Source organism: Cedecea sp. (assembly GCF_036500665.1).
Classification (GTDB): Bacteria; Pseudomonadota; Gammaproteobacteria; order Enterobacterales; family Enterobacteriaceae; genus Cedecea.
On the sequence record NZ_DASYBS010000102.1, the window covers coordinates 44134 to 56929 of the forward strand.

The 12796-nt window shown below is 55.4% G+C and carries 12 protein-coding genes; 4 read left to right on the forward strand and 8 right to left on the reverse strand.

What is annotated here, in order from left to right:
* The first annotated feature begins 59 nt into the window (after positions 1 to 59).
* Positions 60 to 449 (forward strand): rhodanese-like domain-containing protein, encoded by a 390-nt coding sequence (locus tag VGM55_RS17130; RefSeq protein WP_154185653.1) that lies wholly within the window; start codon positions 60 to 62, stop codon positions 447 to 449.
* Here the strand turns inward: VGM55_RS17130 and VGM55_RS17135 are convergent.
* Positions 446 to 1189, reverse strand: coding sequence for a sulfite exporter TauE/SafE family protein (locus VGM55_RS17135; protein WP_331636115.1), 744 nt, complete (start codon positions 1187 to 1189; stop codon positions 446 to 448). The two genes, VGM55_RS17130 and VGM55_RS17135, sit on opposite strands and share 4 nt — an antisense overlap.
* On the reverse strand, positions 1182 to 1541 hold the full coding sequence (locus VGM55_RS17140; RefSeq protein ID WP_331636116.1) for an antibiotic biosynthesis monooxygenase: 360 nt from the start codon (positions 1539 to 1541) through the stop codon (positions 1182 to 1184). The genes VGM55_RS17135 and VGM55_RS17140 overlap by 8 nt, the downstream gene beginning before the upstream one ends.
* 74 nt (positions 1542 to 1615) lie before the next feature.
* Here VGM55_RS17140 and VGM55_RS17145 point away from each other — a divergent pair, with 74 nt between their 5' ends.
* A complete protein-coding gene (locus VGM55_RS17145) occupies positions 1616 to 2296 on the forward strand; it encodes a winged helix-turn-helix domain-containing protein (RefSeq protein ID WP_331636117.1) in 681 nt (226 codons plus the stop codon).
* A 110-nt stretch (positions 2297 to 2406) separates the two neighbouring features.
* Here VGM55_RS17145 and VGM55_RS17150 read toward each other — a convergent pair whose 3' ends face one another.
* From VGM55_RS17150 to VGM55_RS17165, 4 genes are all read right to left on the reverse strand, one after another.
* Complete coding sequence (locus VGM55_RS17150; RefSeq protein ID WP_331636118.1) at positions 2407 to 3072, reverse strand: DUF2931 family protein; 666 nt, start codon at positions 3070 to 3072, stop codon at positions 2407 to 2409.
* A complete protein-coding gene (locus VGM55_RS17155) occupies positions 3063 to 4937 on the reverse strand; it encodes a PAAR domain-containing protein (protein ID WP_331636119.1) in 1875 nt (624 codons plus the stop codon). The genes VGM55_RS17150 and VGM55_RS17155 overlap by 10 nt, the downstream gene beginning before the upstream one ends.
* Before the next feature lie 528 nt (positions 4938 to 5465).
* Positions 5466 to 6383 (reverse strand): bestrophin family protein, encoded by a 918-nt coding sequence (locus VGM55_RS17160; protein WP_154185643.1) that lies wholly within the window; start codon positions 6381 to 6383, stop codon positions 5466 to 5468.
* 127 nt (positions 6384 to 6510) lie between these two features.
* Positions 6511 to 8049 (reverse strand): methyl-accepting chemotaxis protein, encoded by a 1539-nt coding sequence (locus VGM55_RS17165; RefSeq protein WP_331636120.1) that lies wholly within the window; start codon positions 8047 to 8049, stop codon positions 6511 to 6513.
* Between the two features lie 194 nt (positions 8050 to 8243).
* Between VGM55_RS17165 and VGM55_RS17170 the strand changes: the two genes are divergently transcribed.
* The gene (locus VGM55_RS17170; protein ID WP_331636121.1) at positions 8244 to 9581 is read left to right on the forward strand and encodes an esterase-like activity of phytase family protein; all 1338 of its coding nucleotides are present in this window, start codon (positions 8244 to 8246) and stop codon (positions 9579 to 9581) included.
* 142 nt (positions 9582 to 9723) lie between these two features.
* A complete protein-coding gene (locus VGM55_RS17175) occupies positions 9724 to 10482 on the forward strand; it encodes an alpha/beta fold hydrolase (RefSeq protein WP_154186284.1) in 759 nt (252 codons plus the stop codon).
* 35 nt (positions 10483 to 10517) lie between these two features.
* Here VGM55_RS17175 and VGM55_RS17180 read toward each other — a convergent pair whose 3' ends face one another.
* A complete protein-coding gene (locus tag VGM55_RS17180) occupies positions 10518 to 12248 on the reverse strand; it encodes an ABC-F family ATP-binding cassette domain-containing protein (protein ID WP_154185637.1) in 1731 nt (576 codons plus the stop codon).
* Positions 12249 to 12584: 336 nt separating this feature from the next.
* Positions 12585 to 12796 (reverse strand): hypothetical protein (locus VGM55_RS17185; protein WP_331636123.1); only part of this gene is annotated, 212 nt, incomplete at its 5' end.

The following is a 12796-nucleotide window of genomic DNA, read 5'->3' on the forward strand; positions in this document are numbered from 1 at the left end:
CAGCTGTCAAGCCGCCGCGGCTGCTTCAGAATCAAAGCTCAGACTAAAAGGAGAACTGTATGAGCTATGTCACTGATTATCCTGCGGCCACGCCAGAAATCGTCGCGGCACATTACCTGCAAAAACTGTCGTTTGAAACCGACTGTGCAGACGTCAACGCGGCGATTCACAGCGCTGATATCGACTTTGTTTTGCTGCACGTGGTGGGGTCTGACGAGACATTTGCTCGCAGGCACCTGCCGGGCGCTATTCATTTACCGCACCGGCTTATCACCGAAGCCCGCATGGCCGAATGGCCCGCAGACACGCTGTTTGTGGTGTACTGCGCAGGGCCACACTGCAACGGTGCCGATCGCGCAGCATTGAAACTTGCGCTGCTCGGCAGGTTAGTGAAGGTTATGCCCGGTGGCATTACCGGCTGGGCAGATGAAGGCCTGGCGTTCGGCTAAATCAGCGCCCGGATAACCATATCGCCGCCAAGCAGAACCAGGCAAACCAGGAAGCCGCGTTTGAAGGCTAATGGGCTGATGCATTTGCGGATACGCTGGCCTGCAAACAGGCCGATAAGCGCGGCGACAACCGCCATGACTGACGTGCTGATAGCGATTTCCTGCAGCGCGCCGTGCCACCAAAGCCCGGCCGCCAGCGCAAGGGTAGAAAAGGTGAAGGAAAGCCCGAGCGCCTGAACCAGTTCATCGCGCTCGAGGCCAAGCGACTGAATATACGGCACGGCGGGGATCACAAATACGCCGGTCCCGCCGGTTAATAATCCGGTGAGCAAGCCTGTCAGCGGTGAAAGCCAGCGTTCGTGGCGGGCAGACACGTGCAGCGGTCTGGCAAAAAGCGTCCATAAAGCATAAATAATTAGCGCGATGCCCAGCGCAATGGTGGTCGCGTGGCTGCTGCCCGAAGCTAACAGGCTGCTGCTGGCGACGGTGCCAAGCACGATGGTAAGCATCATCGGCCACAGGCGTTTGAGCAATGCGGCCAGATTACCGCCTTCATACAGCTGGAACATATTGGTCAGGAAAGAGGGCAGAAGCAGCAAGCCAGCCGCGGCCACCGGTGAAATCAACGATCCTAAAATGCCCATCGCCACGGTGGGTAAACCCATCCCCGTTACACCTTTTACGGTACCCACGAGAACAAACGTGGCGGTAATCGCCATGCTTAGCGTGATATCACTCATGAGCGTTTTCCTTGTGCGCATCACGACTGTCCTGCGGCGCTTGTTCACGGTCAAACATGCCATAATCCCGAATTACACCTGCCACCCTGAGTCGGTAATCGGTAAAGACCGCGCAGCGGCCCTGTTGCTGGACGCTGCGATGCAGTTCCTGGTTGCGCCATTGCTGCACGGCGGCCTCATCGCGCCAGAACGAAAGCGAAAGGATCTTTCCCGGTTCACTAAGGCTCTGAAAACGTTCGATTGAAATAAAACCGTCAATTTCAGCCAGCAGCGGCTTAAGCTCTGCCGCCAGCTCGAGATAGCGGCTATAGTGACCTTCTGCAGGCAGGACTTCAAAGATTACGGCGATCATCAGTTGCTCCTTATTGTCATGTCGTGCTAACCCTAATTCATCGTCAGACAGGACGCTTCGCTGAGCATCGAAATATGGAAACAGATTTTCTCGAAACCCGACTTGCCGCCGTTGCCTCCGCCATTGCGGACAAAACCCGCGCCAGCATGCTCTGCGCGCTAATGGATGGCCGGGCCTGGACCGCAACCGAATTAAGCATTATGGCCAATGTGGCGCCGTCCACGGCCAGCAGCCATCTCGCAAAACTGATGGAACAATCGCTGATTGCCTGCGTACAGCAGGGGCGGCACCGCTACTATCGGCTTTACAGCAGCCAAATCGCCGGTGCGCTGGAGGGGTTAATGGGATTAGTTGGACGCGATGACGCGGCTATGCGCACAAAAACGCCCGGTAATCTTCGCTACGCCAGAACCTGCTACGACCATATGGCGGGTGAAATTGCGGTGGCGCTGCACGACGCGCTGTTTCGTCTTAACTGGCTGGAAGGTGAAGAGTACGCGGTCACCGCTCACGGTAAAGAGCAGCTATTGCTTCTTGGGGTAAGCGCGGAGGCCGGTTCGTCCCGCCGTCGCTATGCCTGCGGCTGTCTGGACTGGAGCGAAAGGCGTGAACACCTGGGCGGGCAGTTAGGGAAAGCGTTGCTGCATGCCTGTGAGCAAAAAGGCTGGATGCGGCGGGATTTAGTCAGCCGCGAGCTGCACGTGTCGGCGAGCGGTAAGCGCAAGCTGGCGGGGATATTTGGAGTGGCGTTTTGACGGTCACAACTCCTCACTGACAGGGTGGCCGGGGCAGACGTTTTATTTCCATGTTTTATTTCCGTCCATGTTGTAAATAGTGGGCTGCCAGAACCACTTATGCACCATGGCTACCATGAGCCATAAGGATAGGTTTTACCTTTTATAAAATCTTTTATGTCTTTATCGTATCCATAAGAGAAATCGCTCTTTGTCACTCCCTTACAAATCTCCAGTTTGTCTCCGGAAAGGGTGGTTAACGCCGAGGGCGTAATGCGGTAATTAGGCTCAAACCCGATCCCGTCCAGCCAGACGGCAACTTTACCGCCCGGCGCCAGACCAATTTGTATGCTGTCGTAATAGGCGACGTTACCGCTGTGGTCTTTATATTTGCTAGGCTGCTTCATCTTCTCAATGTCAGCCGCCGAGAAGGTAATCCGGGTTTCATAGACTTTTTTATCGATGATGGAATCCCAGCAGAAAAAAATGTGTCTGGGTGGGTACTTGACGCGATTCCAGTGCCCGCTGGGGGCACGTGAAGTATCGTTCCACTCTCCGACAACCTTGCTCATCGCGGGCGTGCTGTCCAGCGTCACGTACCGTGAAACCCACTCGCCGGACTCATCCAGCACAACGGCAAAGGTCACCATCGCAGGCAGGGCTTTGGGGGTGAAAAAATTAAATTTCCACTCGGTGGGGGCATCGCTTTTCGCGGGGGCGGCACCCGACTGGCCTGCGCTGTGGCAGGCCGTCAGCGTCAGCAGCGAAATAAGCCCGGCCAGACGTTTTATTTCCATATTTTGTTTCCGTCCATATCGTAGATTGTGCGCTGCCAGCGTTCATCAGGGCGATTGGTGAAGGTTAACAGTTTTGCGGGTTTCACCGCACCAGCGATCGCCCCCTGTTTATTCCTTTCCACGTTATTCCAGTTAGCCGAGCAGTGAATGTATTTTTCGGCTAGCGCAATAATTTCCGGCGTGGAGAAGCCGGGCTCGGAGTGACCCCTACGGGTTGCCTGTCCCATCCTGAGCGCTTTATTACACAGGTCATTAAGTTCTGGAGGTAACGACAGATTGTCATCTTTAGATAAAATAAGATCAAATATAACCCCAGCCTCCTGTGCCGCATCCAACATTACCCGCAGCACCACTTTTGACCAGTCGTTACGCGTTTTACGGTCAATAACTAGCGCGGCGCCCGCGCGTTTTTGCGGCGTTCCATAGCGATCGGCAGGCATGCGGCTGTCATGCCAGGCGTGAATTTCGACTTCCACCGCCTGCAGGACAGGGGCTATAGCCGGATATGTATCCATTATCTGAAGCTGAGTGCTAGTCTGCTGATAGGTGAGGGTATTTTCATCGGCCACAGAAAGCGGCACCGTCTCAAACTGCGGGCGGCTAAGGAAAAAGGCTTCGTGCTCTTCGGGGTTGTAGCCGCCGCCAATATCAGAGTGTACGCCCGGCAGGGCCAGCTCAGGCCAGGCGGGCTTAACGCTGTTCAGGGCAAAGTTAAAGCGGCATTCATGCTGGGCGGTGATGTGGAAAACCTTCTCCGCCACGCCTGGACGCAGCGCAATATTAGCCGCCCCGGTATCGGCGCTGTGCGGATTCAGGCCGTTGGCTGGGGTTCCCATCGCCGCCACCGTATCAAATATCCCCAGAAAACGGGTTTTACCGCCCGGTTTACCAGAGAATTCAACGTCACCCAGCCCGGCTTTGATCGCCGCAATAATCGCGCTGTCCTGGCTGAATACCCGGTTAGCAAAATGCCGCGCCGCCGCAGCCCCCCGGCTGAAACCGAAAATATCAAACTGTAATTCTTTTATTACTCCTGAACCTGCATCAGGATGTTTGCCCAGATAAGCCTGCACGGCAGAAGCCAGACCGGCAACTGCCTTATCTGTTTTACTTACCACGCCCGTATCGCCGGAGCCGGAGGCCATTCCCCAGGTATCATCGCCTTTGCCGTTTTCGGTGCCGATGCCCTCAATATAAACCGCCCATTGCCCATGCGCCGTATCGACGGTGAGCTCCTGGTTATACAGCGTATAAAGCCAGTGCACGTTGGTGTAATAGCCCAGATGACTCCCGGCTGCCGTACCACCATAACCGTGCTGCAACTGAACACACTGCGCCTGAGCCGACGCCACGTCACCGTCGCTCATATTGAACTGCTCCCCGGAGCAGGCTCTCTGACGCTCGCCGCTGTTAATGGCGTTGTTGCCCGTACCGTCGAAAAATACGCCGATGGTCAGGGTGATTTCACGTTTCTTTTTCTTTGCCGCCTGCGCGTGCTGCTCCGGCTCTTCTTCACGTTTGGCCGTCTGTCCGAACTGAGAAACGCCGGGCACAGGGGCGAGAGAGGCTCGTGCCGCGGTGGCAGAGACTTTTTCATAGCAATCAAAAATGGAGGGAATGAATCTGGCCCGACACGGGCATGAACTGACGCTGTCCAGCGTCCCGGCTAGTGAACGTCCCTCATCCCATGTGTCCAACGTTCCACCGAGGATTTTATAGGAAACGCCGGGGTTCTCGCCGCAGGACACCACGCTGCCTTCCAGTGCGGTAGCAACACCGTACCAGGTGAAGGTGGGATCGCCCGACAGGATCTGCCCGCCACAGGTAGTTTTATCGCCAACGCGAAGATAATAGCCCATTGCCATATGCTGTCCTTAGCAGGTCTGCGGTAAACACAAAAAGCCTTCTGGTTCAGGAGCACTTTGCCGCTGAAATATTTTCTCGCTGCTCTGAGGAAGACTGATAATCCGGTCATCATTGCGCCATAGACGCCTCTTCACGACAACCTGGTATAGATCGGTAACAGGTGGCTCCGGGAATGCTTTAAACTCCGGGCTTAACGTGGTCGTATATTGCCTCACATCAATTCCACATGATTAGTATGGGCAAAAAACCAGCGCAGTATATCAGTATGTTGAGTGTGACTTAACCTAAATTAACTGGGTTGGTGGGGGGGTTGTCTGGTCAGAGTAGATATTCGGATTAACTTTTAAATTTGGCCTGAGGGAGATTTTCACCGATCGCGATGTCAGTATGCCGCCGGATAAATAGCTAATGCCCTGTGGCACTGCGTTATAGAAAAGCAAAACCAGAAATGGCGTGCACTGATGTATTTCAGAATGACATCGGTGCACGTTGGTTGAATATGAGCAATCGACCCTGAAATGGGTAATCTAGCTCAACCGATAATGCCGGTTAGGCTTCAGCGCCTCGGGTTTTTCCGCCTCGTCGTTCATATCCCGCAAATCACGCTCAATCGCCACGCAAATCGCATCCAGCGGCAGATCGTTATCCTCGGTACCAAACGGATCTTCCAGCTCTTCGGCCAGCGAGTCGAGAGAGATAAAGGTGTAGGAGACGAACACCGAAACAAACGGCGTCATGTAGTGCAGGTCGGTCACCAGAGCAAACGGCAGCATGATGCAGAAAATATACACCGTGCGGTGCTGGATAAGGCTATAGGCGAACGGCATTGGGGTAGAAATAATACGTTCGCAGCCGCCGGAAACCGTCGACAGCTCGTTCAGATGATTGTCCAGGCTGCGCCACAGCACGTCAGAAATAACGCCTCGTTCGCGCTGCTGGTTCAGCCAACTGCCCATCAGCATCAGAATACGGTTGCACGGGGCGTGGCTTTCGCTGACCCAGGCCAGATCTTGCGGGCGCAGGTAGCGGCTAAGCGTTTCCTGCTGCGGCTTTTTGCGCAACGTCATACGCAGGCTGTGGCAGAAGGCCACCTGCAAATTTACAAAATGCTGCACGGCTTCAGGCTGGTCGCCCGTCAGCGTTTTCACTTCTCGCAGCAAAGAGCGGGAGGTGATAGCCAGTTGCCCCCACAGCAAACGCGCTTCGTTAAAACGCGCGTAACAGGCGCTGTTGCGGAACCCGAGGAAAATAGCGATGGCCACGCCGAGGATGCTGAACGGCGCGATGGTGAGCTTTATCCCGAGGGTTTCATACCACGGCAGAAAGAAAATAACGCTAATCGAAAGAGCAAGATTCAGCAGCAGGCGGGAATAAATTTTTTCCAATACCGAGCCGTGCCAGACGAACAGGCGAGCCAACCAGTGTTGATGCGGGCGAACGATCATGATGAGTAACAGAATAGTAACAAGAGCCTTTATTTAACGGCAGACCGTGACGCAGATCAACATTTATCACTACAAAACCTTAACAACAGGCCACCTCAGAACGGCGGAAGGTGGCCTGAAGAGGCTATCAGGCGAGTTTGAACACCGAGACGGCTTCGTTGAGCCGCTGAGACTGATCCTTCAGAGAAAGCGCGGCGGCAGAAGCTTGCTCAACCAGCGCGGCGTTTTGCTGCGTAACCACATCCATTTGCAGCACGGCCTGGTTAATTTGCTCGATGCCGCGGCTTTGCTCGTCGGTAGACACGGCAATTTCCGCCATTAGCGTGGTGACTTGCGTTATGGAAGATGAGATGCGCTTCATGCTTTCCCCCGCGCGGTTAACCAGCTCGCTGCCGTTGATAACCTGCTGGCCGGACAGCTCAATCAGATCTTTAATCTCTTTTGCCGCCACGGAGGAGCGCTGGGCAAGGTTACGCACCTCGGAGGCGACCACCGCAAAACCGCGACCTTGTTCACCCGCTCGTGCGGCTTCTACCGCCGCGTTAAGGGCAAGAATATTGGTCTGGAAAGCGATGTCTTCGATGATGGAAATAATACTGTCGATTTTGCCCGAGCTGGTTTCAATATTGCGCATGGAGCCGATCACCTGGTCGACAATCTGTTGACCTTCGCTCGCCGCCGCGCGCATACCGTTAGCCAGCGTATTGGCCTGATGCGAGCTTTCTGACGTTCGTTTAACCGTGACGGTAAGCTGTTCCATACTGGCCGCCGTTTCGCCCAGAGAGGCCGCTTGTTCTTCGGTGCGGGCAGACAGGTCGGTATTGCCTGCCGCTATCTCTTCTGCGGCATAAGCCACGGTGGTACTGGACTCACGCACCTGGCCAATGATGTCGGTAAGCGACAGGCGCATTTGCTCAAGGCTGTGCATCATCTGGCCGATTTCATCATTGGATTTGATATCAATCGAGTGATGCAGCAGGCCGTTGGCGATTTCAGCGCAGTGTGATTTCGCGGTGTCCAGCTCTTTAAGAACGCGAACCTTCAGCAAAATAAAGACGGCGGCAAGAATGGCGATGAACAGCGCGGCAAACAGGCCGATGGCAACAAAGCTGGAGTGGAAGCCTTGCTGTGCGTCCTCATTTAGCTGATGCGCGTGCTGTTCTCTGAACGCCAGCAGCTTATCCAGCGTGATTTCGAACCCGCGATCGAGCGCCGGGATGGTGGCCGTGACCAGTTCAGCGCTGCGGGTTTTGTCATTGGCTTTGGCGGCGTCCAGCAGGAGCTGCAGGCCACCGTCACGATAGGCAAGCCAGGCTGCTTTATACTCATCCGCCAGCGCCTGTTCTCCGGGCTGCTTCACCGCCGCAAGGTAAGCCTGGAAACTTGAGTCAGCTTTGCCCAGCGCTTCCTTTGCGCCTTCCAGACTCTGGCTTGCCTGCGTGGCGTTGCCTGACTCCATCTCCTGAATCGCCTGCATGGCGCGAACGCGCATCGTGCGGCTGTGGTTAATCGGGTCAATTACGGATAACACGACGCGGATTTCACTGTTTACGTCATTGAGGGCGTGATTGCTGCGGGTAAGGGACCAAATGTTGGACGCCGTACTGGCGAGAAAAATAAACAATAGCGTGCTGAAAACCAAAATCGAAAAACGCCTGACTGACATAGTACATCCTTAAATCGGTAAATTATTCTCATCCCAGCCAGCCGCTAAGAGGTTCAACACTGCTGGCTGTAAGGTTATCGGCAGCGCGAAGGGGATATTTACCGAACGGCGAATATAGAGCACAAAGTGTAATCTTACTGTCATCTGGCTATTTTATAACTCCGGTACCTCAACCATCGATATGTATAAAAACCATGAAATTAAAAACACTTGCCTTACTTTGCAGTACCGTTTTCCCTCTGGCTGTTCACGCTGCGGATGCGCAGGTCGAACGTTACATTGTCACGTTCCCTCAGGGGGACAGCGTGACCTACAAAGGAGAATACGCCGCTAACTTCCCTCATGGATTGCCGGTAGGCGTAGGTTCCGGCCTGACCTTTATGGGCAAGCAGGGCGACGACCTGATCTTTACCACCGTGACGGATCGCGGGCCAAACGCCGACTCGCCGAAAGCAGGGAAAAAAGAGTCCAAGATTTTTGCAAACCCTGACTTCACGCCGCTGCTGATGACCATCCGCGTTAGCAACGGCAAAGCCGAAGCTATCGACGCGAAGCCGCTGCATGACGAGCAAGGGCCAATTAGCGGGCTGCCGCTGCCGGAAGGGCTGATTGGCGCCACCAATGAAATTGCGTTGAGCGATACGCTCCAGCAGTTGAAGAGCGACAAGCGCGGGCTGGATACCGAAGGCGTAACGCCGGATGGTAAAGGTGGCTACTGGTTGTGCGATGAATATGGCCCGTTTGTTATCCATGTGGATGCAGACGGTAAAATCCTGAAAAAATATGGCCCGCAGGCTGAGCAAGGTGAACAGGGCGTGGCGGGCGGATTACCCAATATCGTCAAATGGCGCCAGCCTAACCGTGGGTTCGAAGGCATAACCCGTATGCCGGATGGCCGTATTATTGCCGCGGTGCAAAGTACGCTGGACATTGACGGTAAAACCAAAAACAGCGCGCAGTTTACCCGGCTCGTGAGCCTTGATCCGGCGACCGGTAAAACTGAAATGTACGGCTACCCGATTGACGTGGACGTTTATAAAAAAGCCAAAGATGCCAAAATTGGCGACATCGTGGCGCTGGATAATCACCGTCTGTTGCTGATTGAGCAAGGCGGCGACAAAAACAAGCAGATGCGTAATCTGGTGTACGTTGTCGATCTGAACGGCGCGTCCGACCTGGCCAGTTTTGATAAGGAAAAAGCCCCTGAGTTTGATGACGCTGAGCAACTGAAGGCGCGCGGCATCAAGCTGGCGAGCAAAAAAGAGATCGTCGACCTGCGCAAGCTGGGCTGGCAGCAGGAAAAAGCCGAAGGTATGGCGCTGATTGATAGCCAGACGATTGCCGTTATCAACGACAACGACTTTGGCCTGCAGGCCGTGCTGGAGAACGCCGAAGACTACCAGGTTGACGGTAAAGGCCACCTGCTGAAAGACGGCGCTGAAGTGGCGACAAAAATCGTGCTCAAACCGCTGGAAAAACCTGAATCACAAAACGACATCTGGGTGATCAAGCTGCCAGAGCCGGTGAAGTAATCTCTGCCCTTGCTCCTTTGTCGCACCGGCGAAGGAGCAAGCCAATAATGCCATGCGGGCCGGGGCATTTTAGAGAAAGGAGTGGCAGGAAAATACGGTATACTGTATATAAACACAGTTATTGTAAGAAAAGGGAATATTGATGCAAAACTTCTTCTCCACCACGGCGCAATGCCGCGTGCGTTATCTGGATTTACCCGGCGGAGGTGTGCCGCTGTTCTTCATTCATGGCCTCGGCTGTGCATCCTCTTATGAATATCCTCGGGTCGTCAGCGATCCTGCCTGGAGTTCTCGCCGCAGCATCCTTATCGACTTGCCCGGCAGCGGGTACAGTGACAGGCCTCAGGATTACGGCTACAGCACCCGCGAGCAGGCAAAAGTCGTGGGTGAGCTGGTGGAGCATTTGGGGTTAAATCGCTTCTTTCTTTACGGACACAGCATGGGCGGCAGCATCGCCATTGAAGTCGCGGCCTCAATGCCGGCGAAAATAGCCGGGCTGATGGTGTCGGAGCCTAATTTTCATATCGGCGGCGGGATGTACAGCCGCATGATTGCCGCGCAAACCGAAGACGAGTTTGTTGCCGATGGCTACCGGAAAGCGATTAAGGCGAATGAAAATAATCCTTGGGCGGGTTGCCTGCAGAACACCGCTCCCCGCGCAGCATGGCGTGCCGCCAGCAGCCTGGTCAGCGGCATTGAGCCGGACTGGTATCAGCTGTTTACTCAGCTAAAAATCCCCAAAACGCTTATTTTTGGGGAGCTCTCTTTGCCGGATGAGGATTTTACCGCCTTCCAGCAGGCCGGCGTTACCACGGCTATCGTGCCGAGCGCCGGGCATTCCATGTCCTGGGAGAACCCGGCAGGACTGGCACGGGTGCTGGCTGAGCAATGCCGTGCTTAAGAAAAAAAGGCCATCCCGGAGGATGGCCTTTGAGCTTAAATCGCTAACTTTTTATTTAGCGCCGCTATCTCTTCACGCCACTGCTTTTGTAGCGCTGGTTTCTGGTGCTTTTCCTTACGCGCAATGTCCTCAGCCAGCTTATCCTCAAGCTCGATAAGCCGCTTCAGCAGCGCATCGCTTTCGCGGTAGTGTTCAGTGACGGTCTGTACGGGCTGAGGTTTCGCGTCGTTCATAGGCTGCCCGATTTCCTCCGCGGTCAACAGAGCGTAGAGTGCATCCAGATCGTGCCATTCGCTCAGCAGGCTATTATCTACCAGCCAGAAGCGGTTACAGCCTTTGGCGATCAGCTCACGATCGTGGGTCACCAGCAGCACGCCGCCTTCAAAGGTTTGCAGCGTTTCCGCCAGCGCCTCTTTGCCTTCCATATCCAGGTGGTTGGTTGGCTCGTCCAGCATCAGCAGGGAGTAGCGGGCCAGCGTCAGGCCGACAAACAGCAGCCTTGAACGTTCGCCGCCGCTGAGCGTACTGACGGTTTGTTGATGCCGCAGCCACGGGAATCCAGCGCTGATTAACGCCATTTTCCTGTCCTGCTCGCTGAGCGGGGCAAAGGGCTCCAGCGCCGCCAGCAGTGAGTCACCGTCGTTAAGCTGATGCAGCGTCTGGTCGTAATACCCCAGGTGAACGCGAGGATGCAGGCGAATGCCTTCCTCGCGCTCGGGCTGCTGATACTGCTGCCAAAGCAGGCGCAACAGCGACGACTTTCCGCAGCCGTTACGGCCTATCACCGCCACGCGATCGCCGCTTTTCACCCTCTGTAACGCCAGGGTAAACAGCGGCTCGCATTCTGGCGCGGGCCGAACGTTCAGCGCTTCCAGCTCCAGCAGCCTGTCGGCAATCAGCGCTTCGCCTTTCAGCTTTAGCCGCCACTGGCTACCGGCAGGTAGCTCGGTTTGCTCGTCCTTCAGCCGGTCGATGCGTTTCTCCATCTGCTTGGCTTTTCGGGAGAGGTCCTCGTTGTCGTAGACCCGCCCCCAAATCGCCAGACGTTTGGCGCTGGCGGTAATACGATCAATTTCCTTTTGCTCCGCCTGGCGGCGGTGGGCATCGGTTTTGTCCCGTTCTTCCAGCGCGCTGCGTGCCTGAGTACACGGCAGCGCAAAGAAATGCAGCGCACGATCGCGCAGGATCCAACTGCCGTTGGTGACGTTGTCCAGCAGGCTGCGGTCGTGAGAAACCAGCACAAAGCTACCGCTCCAGCCGCGCAGGAACCGTTCCAGCCACAGCAGTGTGGGCAGATCGAGGTGGTTGCTGGGCTCATCCAGTAATAGCAGATCCGGCTCGCTTATCAGCGCACGCGCCAGCAGCAGGCGGGTATGCTGCCCGCCGCTCAGCGTGCCGGAAGTCAGTTGCCAGTCCGCGTCGCTAAAGCCCATGCTTGCCAGCAGGGCTTCAGCGCGCCAGCGTTCGCTGTCGCGCTGGTTTTCCTCTACCTGCGCGAGGACGGCGTCGAGCATGGTCATCGCATTGAGGCTTTGCGGTAGATGCTGCTCAACCCTTGCCATCAGGCAGGTTGCCGCGCGCGTGACCGAACCGCTGGTGGGCGTAAGCGTGCCGTCCAACAGTTTCAGCAGGGTACTTTTGCCGCAGCCGTTATGACCAATCAGGCCAATGCGGTCGCCTTTTTTCAGGGTAAAAGTGATGGACTCCAGCAGCGAACCGAAAGCGGTGTCGAGGTGCAGAGATTGGGCGGTTAATAAAGTGCTCATATGTGCTTACTCAAGAGTTATGGCGTGCAAACGCCTCGTCATACAACGCTGACGATAACCCGGTAAGTCCGAGGGAAGGGATTCAGTAAGTTTCTTCGCTCAAGCCGAAGTTATCGCAGCACGGAACCGATAACGCTTGAGCAGAGACGATCGCCAAAAGTATGCGAACGGTTAAAGCGCTCACAAGACATCATGGGGATCCTCCTTATATTCATTGAGTGAATGGGTAGGCGGATTGTAGCGGGAAAGTTAACGGGTTGCCACCTGCCAGAAATTGTTGTGATTGCCTGCTTGCTAGCTATAGATCCGTTTACGAAGGTATGGCGAATATCCCGTTCACTTCAAATGCTGATTTATATGTAGCCACTGCACCGGTGAACGTGTCCGGGGGATAACGCCATCCCCCGAACAGCCCCGGCGCCCGGCGAGCTCATCGCCGCTGAAGCGGTAAACCCACCGGCTATCACCCAAACAGTCGGGGTCGTTCGCGATTCGTTCCCGACGATCGCTCTCTTTCGCTGCTCCCGGCAGCTCAACCCCGCCTGAGT

Excerpts from the sequence above, each read along its gene's own strand:
- VGM55_RS17130 (WP_154185653.1), top strand. The coding sequence starts at position 60 with ATGAGCTATGTCACTGATTATCCTGCGGCCACGCCAGAAATCGTCGCG.
- VGM55_RS17135 (WP_331636115.1), bottom strand. The coding sequence starts at position 1,189 with ATGAGTGATATCACGCTAAGCATGGCGATTACCGCCACGTTTGTTCTC.
- VGM55_RS17140 (WP_331636116.1), bottom strand. The coding sequence starts at position 1,541 with ATGATCGCCGTAATCTTTGAAGTCCTGCCTGCAGAAGGTCACTATAGC.
- VGM55_RS17145 (WP_331636117.1), top strand. The coding sequence starts at position 1,616 with ATGGAAACAGATTTTCTCGAAACCCGACTTGCCGCCGTTGCCTCCGCC.
- VGM55_RS17150 (WP_331636118.1), bottom strand. The coding sequence starts at position 3,072 with ATGGAAATAAAACGTCTGGCCGGGCTTATTTCGCTGCTGACGCTGACG.
- VGM55_RS17155 (WP_331636119.1), bottom strand. The coding sequence starts at position 4,937 with ATGGCAATGGGCTATTATCTTCGCGTTGGCGATAAAACTACCTGTGGC.
- VGM55_RS17160 (WP_154185643.1), bottom strand. The coding sequence starts at position 6,383 with ATGATCGTTCGCCCGCATCAACACTGGTTGGCTCGCCTGTTCGTCTGG.
- VGM55_RS17165 (WP_331636120.1), bottom strand. The coding sequence starts at position 8,049 with ATGTCAGTCAGGCGTTTTTCGATTTTGGTTTTCAGCACGCTATTGTTT.
- VGM55_RS17170 (WP_331636121.1), top strand. The coding sequence starts at position 8,244 with ATGAAATTAAAAACACTTGCCTTACTTTGCAGTACCGTTTTCCCTCTG.
- VGM55_RS17175 (WP_154186284.1), top strand. The coding sequence starts at position 9,724 with ATGCAAAACTTCTTCTCCACCACGGCGCAATGCCGCGTGCGTTATCTG.
- VGM55_RS17180 (WP_154185637.1), bottom strand. The coding sequence starts at position 12,248 with ATGAGCACTTTATTAACCGCCCAATCTCTGCACCTCGACACCGCTTTC.